This window comes from Nocardia ignorata NBRC 108230 (assembly GCF_001612905.1).
Taxonomy (GTDB): domain Bacteria; phylum Actinomycetota; class Actinomycetes; order Mycobacteriales; family Mycobacteriaceae; genus Nocardia; species Nocardia ignorata.
Genome location: NZ_BDBI01000026.1, coordinates 128184 through 144934 on the forward strand (window position 1 = coordinate 128184; position 16751 = coordinate 144934).

Below are 16751 nucleotides of genomic sequence, written 5' to 3' on the forward strand. Positions count from 1 at the left end.
CGTACGTTGTGTCTGCGCCCGATACCCGAACCGGTGCGGAATGATCGAAAGGCACCCAGAAACGGATCCGGTAGGACATGACAAGCGTCGAATCGAACAACAAGGCGGGGGCGGCACCGGACAACGCCGGGACAGTCACCGACACACAGCAGCCAGTAGAAGTGGTCATCGTTACCGGCTTGTCCGGCGCGGGCCGCGGCACTGCCGCGCGCGTCCTGGAGGATCTCGGCTGGTACGTCACCGACAATCTGCCACCGGAACTGATCGGCCGCATGGTCGAACTCGGTGCCGCCGCCGACCCGCCGATCCGGCGGCTCGCGCTGGTCATGGACGTGCGGAGCCGGTTCTTCACCGGTGACCTCTCCGGCGTGACCGAACAGTTGCGCGCGGCGGGCATCCGTACGCGGGTGCTGTTCCTGGAGGCCTCCGACGACGTGCTGATCCGGCGTTTCGGCTTCGCCAGGCGCAGGCATCCGCTGCAGAGCGACAGCCCCGACGGCACCCTCTCGGCGGGCATCACCGCCGAACGGGTGCGCCTGTCGGCCGTGAAGGCCGCCGCCGATGTCGTCATCGACACCACCGAGCTGTCGATCCACCAGCTGCATCGCAAGCTGGAAGAGGTGTACGGCGCGGGCGTGCCCGCCGCGCTGCAGCTCACTGTGCAGTCCTTCGGTTTCAAGTACGGTGTGCCACTCGACGCCGACACGGTGTTGGATGTGCGTTTCCTGCCGAATCCGCATTGGATTCCCGAGTTGCGGGAACACACGGGCCAGGAATCGGTGGTCAGCGACTATGTGTTGTCGCAGCCGGGCGCGCAGGACTACCTGCGCACCTGCCACCACCTGGTCGACCTGACCACGACCGGATACCGGCAAGAGGGGAAGCGATACATGACGGTGGCAGTGGGGTGCACCGGCGGGAAACACCGCAGCGTCGCGATCGCCGAGGCGCTCGGCGAACGCATCGGTGCCGACACCGGCCCCGCGGCGGTCGACGTCGTGCGCGTGGTGCATCGGGACCTGGGGCGCGAATGAGTGGATGGGAAGCCGACCCAGCCGTCGTCGCGCTGGGCGGTGGTCACGGCCTGTACGCGACACTCACCGCGGTGCGCAGGCTGACCAGACGGATCACCGCCGTGGTCACGGTCGCCGACGACGGCGGTTCATCCGGACGCCTGCGTGCCGAACTCGGCATGCTCCCGCCCGGTGACCTGCGGATGGCGCTCGCCGCGCTGGCCGAGGACGCCGACGGCATCTGGACGACCACCGTGCAGCACCGCTTCGGCGGATCCGGCGCGCTCGCCGGGCACTCGCTCGGCAACCTGCTGCTCGCCGGGCTCACCGACATCCTCGGCGACCCGGTCGCGGCGCTCGACGAGGTGGGCAGGCTGCTGCGCATCACGGGCCGGGTGCTGCCGATGTCGCCGATCCCGCTCGACATCGAGGCGGAAGTATCGGGGCTGGAAGCGGATCCGCGAGTCGGCCGGTGTGTACGCGGTCAGGTCGCGGTGGCGACCACACCGGGTAAGGTCCGCCGGGTGCGGCTGATTCCCTCGGATCCACCCGCCGGCCCGGCGGCCGTGTCGGCGATCGAACACGCGGATGTCGTTGTGCTCGGGCCGGGTTCGTGGTTCACCAGTGTGATCCCGCACGTGCTCGTCCCCGGTCTGCGCGACGCACTGGTCCGCACCAGGGCGCGTAAGGTACTCGTGCTGAATCTGGCCGCGGAGCCGGGGGAGACGGCCGGCTTTTCCGCCGAGCGTCATCTCCATGTATTGTCCCAGCACGCACCGGGTTTCGCGGTCGACGATGTGCTCGTCGACTCGGCATCGGTGCCCGAGGGGCGGCAGCGGGAACATGTGTCAAGAGCCGCCGAACAGTTGCGCGCACGGGTAACGTTCTGCGATGTGGCCGAGCCGGGAACGGATCGGCATCATCCCGGAAAACTAGCCGCCGCACTGGATCAGCTGATTCGGTCGCCGCGGTCGCAACTGGCTGGGCTTCGAGTCGAGAGACAGCACAGTGCCACGGATGTGCACAGTGTTGCAGATGAGCGTTCGGGGTCGGTGGGAAAGGAGCGCGTCTCGTGGCGATGACAGCCGAGGTGAAGGACGAGCTGAGCAGGCTCGTGGTGTCGCAGGTCAGCTCGCGCAAGGCGGAATTGTCGGCGTTGCTGCGATTCGCGGGCGGTCTGCACATCGTCGGGGGCCGGGTGATCGTGGAAGCCGAGGTGGACATGGGGTCCATCGCCCGCAGGCTGCGCCGCGAGATCTTCGAGTTGTACGGCTACGGCTCCGATGTGCACGTGCTCGGCGCGGGTGGCTTACGCAAGACCTCCCGCTACGTGGTCCGGGTTTCCAAGGAGGGCGAGGCGCTGGCCCGCCAGACCGGGCTGCTCGACGTGCGCGGCAGGCCGGTGCGCGGATTGCCCGCCCAGGTGGTCGGCGGCAGCATCGGTGACGCCGAAGCCGCGTGGCGCGGTGCTTTTCTCGCGCACGGTTCGCTCACCGAGCCGGGCCGCTCCTCCGCGCTCGAGGTGAGCTGCCCTGGACCGGAGGCGGCGCTGGCGCTGGTCGGCGCGGCGCGGCGGCTCGGGATCACCGCCAAGGCCCGTGAGGTTCGCGGCACCGACCGGGTGGTGGTGCGTGACGGCGAGGCGATCGGCGCGCTGCTCACCCGCATGGGTGCCCAGGACACCAGGCTCACCTGGGAGGAGCGCCGCATGCGCCGCGAGGTTCGCGCGACGGCCAACCGGCTGGCCAACTTCGACGACGCCAACCTGCGCCGTTCGGCCCGCGCGGCCGTCGCGGCGGCGGCGCGGGTGGAGCGCGCGCTGGAGATCCTCGCCGACGACGTGCCCGACCACTTGGCCGCCGCGGGCAAGCTGCGCGTGCAGCACCGGCAGGCCTCGCTCGAGGAACTGGGTCAGCTCGCCGAGCCGCCGATGACGAAAGACGCTGTCGCGGGCCGCATCCGGCGCCTGCTGTCGATGGCCGACCGGCGCGCCAAGGACCTCGGCATCCCCGATACCGAGTCGGCGGTGACGGCCGAACTTCTCGACGACGCCTGAGGATTCGCGCCACGCCGTTGTGGCGTATCCGACGTTTAGGGCATAGCGGTCATGTGCGATCGCTATGCCCTTTACTCTGTGCATTCCAGGTGCTCAGGGGCGCGCGACTCACAAACCGCAGGTGGCTGTCGGTGGGGTTGGGTCGGCTACTACTGTGGTCATCGTCGGAATGAATCCGCTTGAAAGCTGAGGAGCGATAACGTGACTGTCCGGGTAGGTATCAACGGCTTCGGTCGTATCGGACGTAACTTCTTCCGTGCGGTGGAGGCGCTGAAGGCTGTCGGCAAGACCGATATCGAGATCGTCGCGGTCAACGACCTCACCGACATCAACACTCTTGCGACGCTCCTGAAGTACGACTCGATCCTGGGTCGCCTGCCGCAGGACGTGTCCGTCGACGGTGACACCATCGTCGTCGGCGAGCAGCGCATCAAGGCGCTCGCCATCAAGGAAGGCCCGTCGGCGCTGCCGTGGGGCGACCTGGGCGTGGACATCGTCGTCGAGTCGACCGGTATCTTCACCGACGCCGCCAAGGCCAAGGGTCACCTGTCCGCGGGTGCGAAGAAGGTCATCATCTCCGCGCCGGCCTCCGGCGAGGACATCACCATCGTGATGGGCGTCAACGACGACAAGTACGACGGCAGCCAGAACATCATCTCCAACGCCTCGTGCACCACGAACTGCCTCGGCCCCATCGCCAAGGTGCTCAACGACGAGTTCGGCATCGTTCAGGGCCTGATGACCACCATCCACGCGTACACCCAGGACCAGAACCTGCAGGACGCGCCGCACAAGGACCTGCGTCGCGCCCGCGCCGCGGCCCTGAACATCGTGCCCACCGGCACCGGTGCGGCCAAGGCCATCGGCCTGGTGCTGCCCGAGCTGCAGGGCAAGCTCGACGGTTACGCGCTGCGCGTTCCGGTCCCGACCGGCTCGGTCACCGACCTGACCGCCACGCTGGCCGAGTCCGCCACCATCGACGAGATCAACGCCGCGATGAAGGCCGCCGCCGAGGGCCCGCTGAAGGGCATCCTCAAGTACAACGTGGACCCGATCGTGTCGAGCGACATCGTCACCGACCCGCACTCCTCGATCTACGACGCCCCGCTGACCAAGGTCATCGGCAACGAGGTCAAGGTCGTGTCCTGGTACGACAACGAGTGGGGCTACTCCAACCGCCTCGCCGACCTCATCGGTCTCGTCGGCAAGTCGCTCTGAACGCGATGACGGTCAAGACACTCCAGGATCTCCTGGCCGAGGGTGTCGAAGGTCGGGGCGTGCTCGTGCGTTCCGACCTGAACGTCCCCCTCGACGACAACGGCCGGATCACCGACCCGGGTCGCATCATCGCCTCGGTGCCGACGATCCAGGCGCTGGTCGAAGCGGGCGCCAAGGTCGTCGTGATGGCGCACCTCGGCCGCCCGAAGGGTGAACCGGACCCGAAGTTCTCGCTGGCCCCGGTGGCCGCGAAGCTGGCCGAGCTGCTGGGCCGCAATGTCCAGCTGGCCGGTGACGTGGTCGGCTACGACGCGCTCTCGCGCTCGGAGGGCCTCACCGACGGTGACGTGCTGCTGCTCGAGAACGTGCGTTTCGACGCGCGCGAGACCAGCAAGGACGACGCCGAGCGGGCCAAGCTGGCGGCGGCGTACGTGGAACTCGTCGGCGACGACGGCGCGTTCGTGTCCGACGGTTTCGGTGTGGTGCACCGCAAGCAGGCCTCGGTCTACGACGTGGCCCAGGTGCTCCCGCACTACGCGGGCACGCTGGTCGCCGCCGAGGTCGAGGTGCTGCGCAAGCTCACCCAGGACCCGGCCCGCCCGTACGCGGTGGTGCTCGGTGGTTCCAAGGTCTCCGACAAGCTCGCGGTGATCGAGGCGCTGGCCCCCAAGGTCGACACCCTGGTGATCGGCGGCGGCATGTGCTTCACCTTCCTTGCCGCACAGGGCATTTCGGTCGGCAGTTCGCTGCTGCAGGAAGAGATGATCGATACCTGCAAGAGCCTGCTGGAGCGCTTCGGCGACGTGCTGCACCTGCCGGTCGACATCGTCGCGGCCGACAAGTTCGCCGCCGACGCCGACAGCTTGACCGTCGCGTCGACCGAGATCCCCGACGGCTGGATGGGCCTGGACATCGGCCCGGAGTCGGTGTCGCGGTTCGCCGCGTTGCTCACCGAGGCAAAGACGGTGTTCTGGAACGGGCCGATGGGCGTGTTCGAGTTCGAGAAGTTCGCCGCGGGCACCCGTGGTGTGGCCGAGGCCATCGTGACCGCCACCGGCAAGGGTGCGTTCACGGTTGTCGGCGGCGGTGACTCGGCCGCGGCCGTGCGTACCCTCGGCCTGCCCGACGACGGCTTCTCGCACATCTCCACCGGTGGTGGCGCGTCCCTGGAATACCTGGAAGGCGAAGAGCTGCCCGGTATTTCGGTGCTGGAGGGCTGAGCGATGGCAGCACGTAAGCCGCTCATCGCGGGCAACTGGAAGATGAACCTCAACCACCTCGAGGCCATCGCACTGGTGCAGAAGGTGGCGTTCGCGCTGCCGGAGAAGTACTTCGCGAAGGTCGACGTGGCGGTCATCCCGCCGTTCACCGACATCCGCAGCGTGCAGTCGATCGTCGACGGCGACAAGCTGCTGCTCACCTATGGTGCGCAGGACGTGTCGGTGCACGATTCAGGTGCCTACACCGGTGAGATCAGCGGGTCCATGCTGGCCAAGCTGGGCTGCACCTTCGTGGTGGTCGGGCATTCGGAGCGGCGCCAGTACCACACCGAGGACGACGCCACGGTGCTGGCCAAGGCCAAGCAGGCGCTGAAGAACGACCTCACCCCGATCGTCTGCATCGGCGAGGGGCTCGGTGTTCGCGAGGCGGGCACGCACGTCGAGTTCAACCTCGAGCAGCTGCGTGGTTCGCTGAAAGGCCTGACCGCCGAGGAGATCTCGAAGGTCGTCATCGCCTACGAACCGGTGTGGGCCATCGGCACCGGCAAGGTGGCTTCGGCGGCCGACGCGCAGGAAGTGTGCGGTGCGATCCGCGGCGAGCTGGAGAAGCTGGCCTCCCCGGAGGTCGCCGCCGGTGTCCGTGTGCTCTACGGCGGGTCGGTGAACGCCAAGAACATCGGCGAACTGATCGGTCAGCCGGATATCGACGGCGCCCTCGTCGGCGGTGCCTCGCTCAAGGGTGACGAGTTCGCCACCCTGTCCGCGATCGCAGCCGGTGGTCCGCTGCCCTGACCTGTTCTGCTGTGCCGAAGGGCCGGAATCCGTGGAAAACGGGTTCCGGCCCTTTCGCTACTGCTGGGCGCGCAGTTCCAGGCCCGTACCGTTGGCGTTGCGCAGGGTGAGAGTGTCGGCGTCGATGGTGGCCTCGGTGTGACCGTCGAGGACGCCCAGGACGTGCCGTTCGACCTCCATCACCTCCGGCGTGCACATCATCTTCGTGGTGGCCACCTCGAAGCTCACCTCGTCGCCGGGGCTGAGCTGCGCGGTGCCGGTCAGGCGATTGCATCCGGCGGTGCCGCTGACCTGACCGTCGGCGGTGATCATGAGGGTGGGTCGGGCCTCGTCGAGCGCGGCCGAACGGATCTTGGCGTCCGGGGTGAGCAGGGTGGTCGCGATCCAGGTGGTCCCGGTCAGCGGTTTGTCCGGGGTGACGATCTTCTTGTCGGTGAGGTGAACGGTGACGTCCTTGCCGGTGAGGGTCAGATCGTCGCCGTCGAGCCGCCAGGTGGGGCTCGCCTCGAGGAACGAGTTCTGCCAGGCGTCGGCCTGGCCGCGTTCGCCGGGACAGCCCATCAGGGTGCCGGCGAGCCGGGAGGTGCGCAGCACGTTGTCGCTCAAATCGACGGTGCCGCTGCTGGTATTGCACCCGGAGTTCGCGGTGATCCGCCCGTTGTCGAAGGTGAGCGTCATCGGACCACCGCCGGGGATCGCCCCGCCCTCCACCCGCGTCGACAGGTAGGTGTGTCCCATCGGCGTCGGCTTCGGTGGCGCGTCACCCGAGTCACCGGACGAACAGGCGCCTGCCGCGACGGCGAGCACACACAGAGCGGCGAGGCGGAGCGGAAATCCCGGCATCGGCCCATCGTACGTCCGCCCGGCGACAGCAGATCAAGATCACCACGCGCTGGTGGCGTTCGGTTCTCGGCCGATGCCGCCACCCCAGCGTGGTGAGCGTGCGTCCAGCCGGGGGGCCGGGGATATGCTCGGGAATGTGACGGGTGTGGCGGGTGAGCGGGTGTCGACCTGGGCTCCGCTGCGATCGCCGGTGTTCCGGGCGTTGTGGATCGCGCAGCTCGTGTCGAATCTGGGCACCTGGATGCAGACCGTCGGCGCACAGTGGATTCTCGTCGACCAACCCAATGCCGCGGTGCTCGTGTCGTTCGTGCAGACCGCGATCACACTGCCGGTGATGTTGCTGTCCATTCCGTCCGGGGTGCTGGCCGATCTGCTCGATCGGCGCCGATTGCTGATCGGTGCGCAGGCAGGTATGGCGATGGCCTCGCTGACGCTGACGGTCTTCACCGCGACCGGTCACACCACGCCCGCGGTGCTGCTCACGCTGTTGTTCCTGCTCGGGTGCGGGCAGGCGCTCACCGCACCCGCGTGGCAGGCGATCCAGCCCGAACTCGTGCCACGCGACCAGATCACCTCGGTAGCGGCGCTGGGCAGTATGAGCGTGAACATCGGTCGCGCGGTCGGGCCCGCCGTGGCGGGCGTGCTGGTGTCGGTGGCCGGGCCGACGGTGGTGTTCGGGTTCAACACGCTCTCGTTCGTCGGCATCGTGGCGGTGTTGCTGGCGTCGAAATGGCCGGTCCGGGTTCGCTCGCTGCCGAGCGAACGCCCGCTGGCCGCGTTGCAGGCGGGCACCCGGTTCATCCGGGCCGCGCCCGCCATCCGGCGGGTGTTGTTCCGCTCCATTCTGTTCATCGCGCCCGCCAGCGCGGTGTGGTCGCTGCTTCCGGTGATCGCGCACGACCGGCTCGGGCTGGCCTCCGACGGATACGGCCTGCTGCTCGGTGCGCTCGGGCTCGGTGCGGTGTGCGGCGCGCTCGGGTTGTCGCGGTTGCGGGTGCTGTTCACGCCGACCCAGCGGTTGGCGCTGGCCGCGGTGCTGTTCGGGATCGGCGCGGTGGCGACCGCGCTGGTGCACAGTGTCGTGCTGGTGCTCGTGCTGCTCGTCGGCGCCGGGCTGGCCTGGCTGCTCGCCATGTCGACACTGAACTCGACCATGCAGCTGCTGCTGCCCGCCTGGGTGCGGGCGCGCGGGCTGTCGGTGTACATGCTGGTGTTCATGGGCGGGCAGGCCATCGGCTCGCTGCTGTGGGGTCTGGTCGCCGGGGCCTACGGCGCCGTCACCGCGTTGCTCATCGCGGCGGTGCTGCTCGGGGCGTGCGCGGTGAGCACGGTGTGGTGGCCGATCCGGCACAACGTCGAGGAGATCGACCTCTCACCGGCCGCGTACTGGCCCGAACCGCAGCTCGTCGTCGAGCCCGACCCGGCCGACGGGCCCGTACTCGTGCTGCGCGGTTACGACGTGCCGCCGGAGGACGTAGCGGCCTTCACCGACGCGATGGCGCTGGTCGGACGGTCGCGGCAGCGCACGGGGGCGATGGAGTGGCGGCTGTATCGCGATGTCGGGACCGTCGACCGGTTCGTCGAGGCGTTCGTCGTGCGCTCGTGGGCCGAGCACATGCATCAGCATCAGGTGCGGCTCACCGCGCGTGATCGGGAGATCGAACAAGCCGTGGCGCACTACGCGGCGGGGCCCGAGACCGTGTCGCATCTGGTCGCGGTCGAGCCTGGTTAGACCGGGCGCCCGCCCAGCACCTAGGATGGTCGCCATGTCGCTGTTCCTCGATATCCTCCTTGTGATCACCAGCGTGCTGTTGGTGCTGCTGGTGCTGCTGCACCGCGCCAAGGGCGGCGGCCTGTCCAGCCTCTTCGGTGGCGGCGTGCAGTCGAGCCTGTCGGGTTCCACTGTCGTCGAGAAGAACCTCGACCGTGTCACCATCTTCGTGGGCATCGTCTGGCTGATCGCCATTCTCGGTATCGGTCTGGAGATCAAGTTCTCCTGATTCCGCCGGGGTGATCCGTCACGTACGGTGACGGACATGAACTCTGGGGGAGTCGTGCGGTCACGTCGGTCGGTGCCGACCTGGTGGACCGTTGTCATGTGCTGCATCGCGGTCGCGACCGCACTGAGCTGTGGTGCCCTGCTCTGGCAGAACACGGTCGATGGGCCGATCGAACGCCTGCTGGTCGCCTTCGTGGTACTCGGTGCGGTCGGTGTGCTGTGGTTCGCCTTCGGGATCGTCGGGCTGGTGGTGTTCCGTGGAACCTGGCTCACCGTGGTCGCACCGTTGATCGTGGTGCTCACCGCGGTGCTGGGCGGGACAGGCGCCGCGCAGCGATTCGGTTGGTCGCTGTCCAAACCCGACTTCGAACGAGCCGCGCAGACATGTGAGCCGTCCACCGCCGACCAGCGCATCGGATTGTTCACCGTCACCGAGGTTCACCAGGAAGACGGCGGATGCCTCTTCCGAACTCCCGGCGGCTTCATCGGCAGTGTCGGCTACGCCTACCTGCCCGGCGGCGCACCCGAGCCGACGGGGGAGTACGACGAGACCTACCGGCCGTATGACGGTGTGTGGTACCGGTTTTCGGGGTGGTGATCACCACGGTTCCTCGGCTGCGGTAGTCGCGAGCGCCGGTTCGGAAGGTTTTTCCACCCGGTCGAGGTGACGAGCGAGCAATGGACCGATGTGGGCGAAGACCGAGGTGTTGGTGAGCTGGGCGTGGGTGGCCTCGACCGGATGCTCGATCACCTCGCCGGTGACGAATGGTTGCCACATGTCGCCGTCGAACATCGCCGTGATGCCGCGCGTCGCCGAGAAATACAGCAGATCACCGTCGAAGCGGGCGGGGCGGTAGGTGTGCGACAACCGCACGCCCGCGATGTAGCCCCGGTGCAGGCGTTCGAGCTGGCTGGCCGAAAGTCCGGTGCCGAACGAGGTTTTCGTGCTCGCCAGGGTCGCGGCCGCCTCGGCGGCGGTGACATCCGGGGCGGCGTCGGCGTCTTCGGGTTCGTCACCGAGCAGGTGGGTCAGCAGGTCGCGCATGCGCGGCGTCGGTGGTTCCTCCGGGGTGAAGACGACGCTGTCGAGCATGGTCAGCACACCGACCCGGGCGCCGGTGTCGCGCAGGCGGACGGCGAGGGCGTGGGCGATCTGGCCGCCGAGCGACCAGCCGAGCAGGTGATACGGGCCACGGGGTTGTAGTTCGAGGACGGCCGCGAGGTAGTGCTCGACCAGGTCGTCGATTGTCGGGGTGCCCGTGAGTTCGGTGGCTTGCAGGCCGTAGACGGGGCGGTCGGGGAGGTAACCGGTCAGGCCCGCATAACACCAGGCCAGCGGAACCGCCGAGTGCACGCAGAACAGGGGCGGGCGAGAACCCTTGCGGCGCAGGACGAGAACTGTGCCGAGTGCGTCGTCGTCGCCGCTGTGGCCGTCGAAGCCGGCGATGCGTTCGGCCAGCGCCGCCACCGTCGGTGTGGTGTAGAGCCAGCGCACGGTGACGGGGACGCCGGTCGCGGCGGCGATGTCGGACGAAACCAGCACGCCGAGAAGGGAATTGCCGCCGAGTTCGAAGAAGTCGTCGTCGAGGCCGACGGGGCTGCCGAGCGTTGCGGCGATGCGGTCGGCGATCAGGCGTTGGAGCTCGGTGGCCGGTGGGCGGGTGGGGTTCGCGGTGATCGTCGGTGCGGGGAGGGCGGAGCGGACGACTTTCCCGTTGCCGCCCAAAGGCAGTCGGTCGAGTTCGATCAGGGTGGCCGGGACGAGGGCTTGTGGCAGCGCGGCACGCAACCGGGCCAGGACGGCAGCGGTGTCGACGTGCCTTCCCGGTACGGGAACCACGTAGCCGATCAGACGCGCGCCCGGTGTGCTCGCATCGGCGGCGGTGACCACGGCGTAGGCGATCTCTGGTTCGGTGAGCAGCGCCGCCTCGATCTCCGCGGGTTCGATACGCCTGCCGTGGATCTCGAGCTGGGCGTCGAGCCTGCCGAAGAATTCGAACTTCCCGTCGGGGCGGGCGCCGACCAGATCGCCGGTGCGGTACAGGCGGGAGCCGTCACCGAACGGGTCGGCGACGAAACGTGAGGCGGTGGCGGCCGGGTCGTTCAGATACCCGTCGGCGACGCATGCGCCGCCCACGTAGAGCTCACCCCGCGCGGTGACCGGGGCCTGACGCAGGCGGGTATCGAGGACCCACGCGGACACGCCCGGCAGAGGATGGCCGACCGTCACCGCGTCGTCGGGGCGCATGGCATCCGTCTCGGTCACCATGATGGTGGTCTCGGTCGGCCCGTACCCGTTGAACAACCGCACCCGCGTTGCCCACTCGACCATCAGCGCCGCCGGGCACGCTTCGCCGCCGATCGCGACGACCTCGACGGTCGGGAGTTGCTCGGGTGACAGCGTGGCGAGCACGGCAGGCGCGGTCTGGAAAACGGTGCAGCCGGTAGCGCGGATCAGCTCGGCCATTTCCTGACCGGCCACGACCGTCGGCGGGGCGACAACCACCCGGGCACCTGCCGCGAAACCGGCGAGCAGCTCGAGCAGGTGCGCGTCGTAGGTGGCGCTGTGGGAGTGTAGAAGAACCGAATCACGTTTCAGCGCATACCGTTTCAGCAGGTAGTCGGTGAGATCACCCAACGCGTGGTGGGCGACGACGACACCTTTGGGCGTGCCGGTGGTGCCCGAGGTGTGGATCACGTACGCCGGATCGCCCGGCAGCAGCGGGCGAGGGCGATCGTGGTCATCGACCGGGGTACCCGGATAGCGGTTCGCCTCGGCCGGATCGTCGATGGCGAGCCAGGTGATCGCATCGCATCCGACGCTCACCCACGAAACCGTCACCCCGAGCGGCGCCCCACAGCGCGCGATGATGGTGGACAACCGGTTCGCGGGTTCGTCCGGATCGATGGGGACGAAGCAGGCCCCCGTCTTCGCCACCGTCCACAACGCCACCACCGACTCCAGCGAACGTGGAATCGCGACGACGACGAATGTCCCGGGCCCGGCGCCGCGCGCGAGGAGTGCCCGAGCCCACCGCGACGAGATCTCGTCCAGCTCCGAGTAGGTGAGCGTACGGTCCCGGTCTTGCAGCGCCACTGAGGAATACGTCGCCTCGCAGGCTGCGTTGTCGCCCGCCGTGTCCTGCCGGGTCGGCTGGGTTGGTGGCGAAGCGACGGCCTGCGGTGGCGGTGTGACCTGTGGTGGCAGGCAGTCGGGTGTCGAGAGGGCTGAGCACAGGAGCTCGGACAGAGTTCGCGTAGGCGCGTTCGGGCGTATTGAGCTGGGGGACAACTGGTTCGGTGACCGCCTGGAATCGGCGGTCGGGGCGTGCATGGTGATGGGGTCGTGGGGGTGGGCGGTGAGGAAGTGGGTGAAGTAGGTGAGGAACGTGCGGTGGTGGGTGAGGACGGCGTCGTGGGAGTAGCGGGCGGGGTTGGCCTGGAAGTCGATGGAGACCTCGTCCGGGCCGATCTGGTAACCGTTGACATGCAGATCCGTGACCGGACCCAGGGCGAGCAAACGCACCTGACCCGACAGTGGGCCCAGGTGTAAGGGCTCGGTGAAGGCGAGAGTGTTGACCACCGGACCGAATCCCTCCCGCAGGGTGGGGTGGTCGCCGCGGATGTCCTCGTGCCGGTGCCGTTGATGACGCAACGCACCGATCACCGCCGCCCGCACCTGTGCGATCACAGCGCCGACGGTGATGTCGTCCAATCCGGACAGCCGAAGCGGAACCACATTCGACATCGAACCCGCCGAACGACGCAGCGCGGCGGTCGGTCGCGCGGTGACCGGAATGGTCAGGGTCACCTCCGCGCCCCCCGTCATACGCGCCAGATAACACCCGAAAGCGGCGATGACCAGTTCCGGAAAGGTCGCGCCGTGCCGGGCCTTGGCGTTCACGAGCTGCCGCACGGTTCCGGCATCGAGGGTGGTGCTCACCTGATGCGGGCGGGGCGCGGGGGCCGCCGCCCGTCGGGCCAAGCTCACCGGCTCACCGACCCGCGCCAACTGCTGCCGCCAGTAGGCGCGGTCTGCTTCGGCGCGGGCGGATGCCCGGTAGGCGCGGTCGTCGTCCAGCAGTTGCGAGACTGACAACGGTCGCCGGTCGGACCTGGCCGCTCTGCTCGGCGATTCGACGACCGCGCTCGTCTCGCGGAGAGCGGTGCGGTAGAGGTCGCCTGTTCGGGTGAGGAGGGCGGCGGCGCCCATACCGTCGAGGACGATGTGGTGGCTGCGCAGGTACAGCAGGTGGCGGGTGGGGGTGATGGTGAAGATCGAGGCGACGGTCAGATCGGGGGCGAGCGGGTCGAGCGGGGTGCTGTGGTCGCGTTCCATGTGGTCGAGGGCCACCGCGACGGCGTCGGGGGCGGTGCTCAGATCGACGATGTCGAAGGCCAGTGGGGTCGCGGAGTCGACGAATTGGTGCGGGATGCCGCCCACGAGAGTGAGCCGCACCTGGGGGGATTCGAACTCGGCGGCGGCCTGCCGGGTGCAGCGGGCGAGCAGATCGAGGTCGGCCTCGCCCGCCAGATCCAGGTACATCGCCACGGTGGCGGGGACGTCGGGGTGCAATTGCTGGGCGAGCCACCAGCTCCATTGCGCTTGGGACAGTGGGCAGGTGACCCCGACATCCGACCGCACCGTGAACACGCCTCCATGGGTTGACACCGCACCGCTGAAATGTTCCCGGCAAACCTACGGCACATCGCGTGCCCGCGGCCCGTTTTCGGCGGCGGGTGTGTCCCCGGCGAGAGGGATCGGGTCAGCTGATGTCGATCGTTCCGTTGAACATCAGCGGCGTCGGGCCGGGCAGACAGTCGGTGAACGAGCTGGTCGGCATCGGCACCCCGTAACCGATCATGTTGGACGCACCGTTCTCGCCCTTGGCCACCGTGATCTGGATGGCCATCGAATCCGGGGCGAACACCATCACCGGTTCGGCGGTGGTGATCGGATACACCAGCGACACCTTGTTGCCCTGAACCCGCAGGCAGGTGACCGGCCCGGTGACCTTCACCGGCAACGGCATGTTCCCGAACTGCCCGGTGGCGACGTAGGTACCCGTGGCGGGACCGTCACCCTGCCCCTGCGCGTCGACGTGCAGGATGTTCAACCCGAGTACCTGCATACTGCCGTCGATCGACACCGTCGCCGGTGCCGCCGCTGCCTGCCCCGCACCCGCGGCGACCGCCGCTGCCGCCACCGTCGCGATGCCGAAACGTGTAAGCCCTGTCCTCATGACGAAATCCTCCGAGTAGACGAGTGTGTGCGGCGTGTACCCGGCGCACGGTCACCAAACCGCGCCGATCGCGTACTTCTCGACAGGATTCGGCGAATTCCTCGCAAAGCGGACCGAATTCAGGGCAGGAGGGCCAGTGCCGCCTTCTCGATGTCCGTTTCGCTCAGCAGCACGGTGTCCGCGGCGGGGCCGAGCGGCACGAAACTGTCGATGCTGGTGACGCGGGCGAGGGCGCCACGATATCCGGCGTCGAGGAGCGCGGCGAAGACCGATTCGGACACACCGCCGCTGTGGCGGGTCTCGTCGGCCACCAGCACCCGGCCGGTCGCGACGGCCTGCTCGAGCAGGTCCGCGATCGGCAAAGGGTTCAGCCACCGTAGATCGAGGACGCGGGCACGCACGCCTCTGTCCGCGAGGCGATCGGCGACGCGCAGACTCATCGGAACACCGTTGCCGAACGTGACGATGGTGAGATCGGTGCCGTCGCCGTAGACGCGGGCGCTGCCGATCGGGACGTGTTCGGTGGTGGGCGACGCGAGCCATCCGTCGTCGCCGGGATGCAGGTCGCGAGTGTGATACAGGGCGATCGGTTCGACGAACACGCAGACCCGGCCGTCCACCCGTGCCGCCGAAACACACGTGCGCAACAGGGCGGCGGCATCGTCGGCGCGGGCCGGGACGGCCACCACCACGCCGGGGATGTCGCGTAGTGCCGCAAGGGAATTGTCGTTGTGGAAGTGCCCGCCGAAACCCTTCTGGTAGGCCAGGCCCGCGATGCGGACCACCATCGGGTTGCGGTAGTGCCCGGCGGAGAAGAACTGCAGCGTCGCCGCTTCGCCCCGGATCTGGTCGGCGGCATTGTGCACGTACGCCAGGTACTGGATCTCCGGAATCGGCACGAATCCGGCCAATGCGGTGCCGAGCGCGGTGCCGAGCACGGCCTGCTCGTCGAGCAAGGTGTCGAACACCCGCCGCGCCCCGAATCGCTTCCGCAGACCCTTCGTCACCCCGTACACCCCGCCCTTGCGGCCCACGTCCTCACCGAAGACCAGCACGTCGGGGTCGCGGGCGAGGAGTTCGCCGAGGGTGTGGTTGATCGCCTGGGCGAGGGTCGTCCTGGGGCTGACAGACAGGTCCTCGCTCGGGGAGTCGGTGGTGGTCGCGGAGCGGAGAACGTCTGCGCGGACGGCCGACGGGTGGGAGGGGGCGAGGGGAGCGATGACGGCCGACGCGGAATCCAGCCTCGCCTCGCGCACCACCTCGTCGCTGACCTCGCGCACCCGGTCGGCGATGCGGTCGTAGCGGGCGAGCAGGTCGGATGTATCGGTGACGCCGGTGGCGAGCAGGTGGCGGGCGGTGCCGAGGAGGGGGTCGCGGGCCAGGTCGGCGGCGATATCGGCCGGGCCACGGTAGCCCGATTCCACATCCGAACCCGCGTGGCCGCCGAGGCGGACCGTGCGCATGTGCAGGAAGACCGGGACCCGCCAGGTGCGGGCCAGATACACCGCGTCCTCGGCGGCACCTAGTACGTCGGGCAGGTCGCATCCGTCGGCGGCGAGATAGGTCAGGCCGGGGCGTGGACCGTAGGCGCGCTCGATCCAGTCGGCCGGTGTCGGCACGCTGATTCCGATCCCGTTGTCCTCGCAGACGAACACGATGGGCATCGGCACGCCCTGGTGGGAGGCGTGCACGGCGGCATTGATCGCACCGGTGGCGGTGGAGTGGTTGGCCGAGGCGTCACCGAAACTGCACACCACCACGGAATCTCGGGGCCACGGGCACGGGATGCCTTGGCGGCCAGCCCTTTCGATCGCGAACGCGAGACCGACGGCGCGGGGTAGATGCGAGGCGATGGTCGAGGTCTGGGGAATGATCGACGCGGCGGCGCTACCGAACACCTTGTGCCGTCCACCGGAGATCGGATCGCTCGCCGCCGCGACCACCCCGAGCAGCACATCCCGGATCGGATCCAGGCCGGGCACCCGCTTGCACCGCTGTACGAAGAACGCCCCGGACCGATAGTGCAGCAGGGCCGGATCATCCACCCGTAGGGCCGCGGCCACCGCCGCATTCCCCTCGTGCCCCGACGATCCGATGCTGTAGAACCCCTGCCGTGCGGCCCCCAGCCGCCGGGCCGCCAGGTCGAGATGCCTACTCGCCATTTGCGATTCGAACAACTCCAACCCGAACGCCGCATCGATCCCCGCCCTGCTATCGATCGACCCCGCCTCGAGACCCACCACAGCAGCCCGGAACGCCGCATCCAGATCCACCGACCCTCTGCCCACCTCGCCCATTGCCCACTCCTCGCCCGCAGCCGAGCCGACGCCGATCGCCATGCCGAGAGCCCCGATGCTAACGCCGCGA

The 16751-nt window shown here is 68.6% G+C and carries 13 protein-coding genes; 9 read left to right on the top strand and 4 right to left on the bottom strand.

The genetic code is table 11. The features are described 5' to 3' along the window. Positions 1–77 precede the first annotated feature (77 nt). From rapZ to tpiA, 6 genes are all read left to right on the top strand, one after another. Positions 78–1034, top strand: a complete 957-nt coding sequence (gene rapZ / locus NI2_RS22260; protein ID WP_084456406.1) for an RNase adapter RapZ — start codon at positions 78–80, stop codon at positions 1032–1034. After that, a complete protein-coding gene (locus tag NI2_RS22265) occupies positions 1031–2095 on the top strand; it encodes a gluconeogenesis factor YvcK family protein (RefSeq protein WP_067493653.1) in 1065 nt (354 codons plus the stop codon). Before rapZ ends, NI2_RS22265 begins: the two co-directional genes overlap by 4 nt. Further along, positions 2086–3069, top strand: coding sequence for a DNA-binding protein WhiA (gene whiA, locus NI2_RS22270; protein ID WP_067493655.1), 984 nt, complete (start codon positions 2086–2088; stop codon positions 3067–3069). The genes NI2_RS22265 and whiA overlap by 10 nt, the downstream gene beginning before the upstream one ends. Before the next feature lie 201 nt (positions 3070–3270). After that, a complete protein-coding gene (gene gap, locus NI2_RS22275) occupies positions 3271–4287 on the top strand; it encodes a type I glyceraldehyde-3-phosphate dehydrogenase (RefSeq protein WP_067493657.1) in 1017 nt (338 codons plus the stop codon). Positions 4288–4292: 5 nt separating this feature from the next. Then, entirely contained in the window at positions 4293–5507 is a 1215-nt protein-coding gene (locus tag NI2_RS22280) for a phosphoglycerate kinase (protein ID WP_067493659.1), read from the top strand. 3 nt (positions 5508–5510) lie between these two features. After that, positions 5511–6299 carry a triose-phosphate isomerase gene (gene tpiA, locus NI2_RS22285; protein ID WP_067493662.1) on the top strand — a complete coding sequence of 263 codons (789 nt, stop codon included), beginning with the start codon at positions 5511–5513 and terminating at the stop codon, positions 6297–6299. A gap of 57 nt (positions 6300–6356) precedes the next feature. Here the strand turns inward: tpiA and NI2_RS22290 are convergent, their stop codons facing one another. After that, positions 6357–7142, bottom strand: coding sequence for an META domain-containing protein (locus NI2_RS22290; RefSeq protein WP_084476610.1), 786 nt, complete (start codon positions 7140–7142; stop codon positions 6357–6359). A 124-nt stretch (positions 7143–7266) separates the two neighbouring features. Here NI2_RS22290 and NI2_RS22295 point away from each other — a divergent pair, with 124 nt between their 5' ends. The 3 genes from NI2_RS22295 to NI2_RS22305 are packed head-to-tail and all read left to right on the top strand — an operon-like array spanning position 7267 to position 9739. Continuing rightward, positions 7267–8874 (top strand): MFS transporter, encoded by a 1608-nt coding sequence (locus tag NI2_RS22295; protein WP_067493664.1) that lies wholly within the window; start codon positions 7267–7269, stop codon positions 8872–8874. 34 nt (positions 8875–8908) lie between these two features. Further along, entirely contained in the window at positions 8909–9142 is a 234-nt protein-coding gene (gene secG, locus NI2_RS22300) for a preprotein translocase subunit SecG (RefSeq protein ID WP_067493884.1), read from the top strand. A gap of 36 nt (positions 9143–9178) precedes the next feature. Then, positions 9179–9739, top strand: coding sequence for a hypothetical protein (locus NI2_RS22305; RefSeq protein ID WP_133733775.1), 561 nt, complete (start codon positions 9179–9181; stop codon positions 9737–9739). Here NI2_RS22305 and NI2_RS22310 read toward each other — a convergent pair whose 3' ends face one another. From NI2_RS22310 to NI2_RS22320, 3 genes are all read right to left on the bottom strand, one after another. Beyond that, positions 9740–13795, bottom strand: a complete 4056-nt coding sequence (locus NI2_RS22310; RefSeq protein ID WP_067493668.1) for a non-ribosomal peptide synthetase — start codon at positions 13793–13795, stop codon at positions 9740–9742. It abuts the gene before it with no gap. Between the two features lie 112 nt (positions 13796–13907). Continuing rightward, positions 13908–14384, bottom strand: a complete 477-nt coding sequence (locus NI2_RS22315) for a hypothetical protein (RefSeq protein WP_166655709.1) — start codon at positions 14382–14384, stop codon at positions 13908–13910. A gap of 119 nt (positions 14385–14503) precedes the next feature. Then, positions 14504–16681, bottom strand: coding sequence for a dehydrogenase E1 component subunit alpha/beta (locus NI2_RS22320; RefSeq protein WP_067493891.1), 2178 nt, complete (start codon positions 16679–16681; stop codon positions 14504–14506). Positions 16682–16751: the final 70 nt, after the last annotated feature.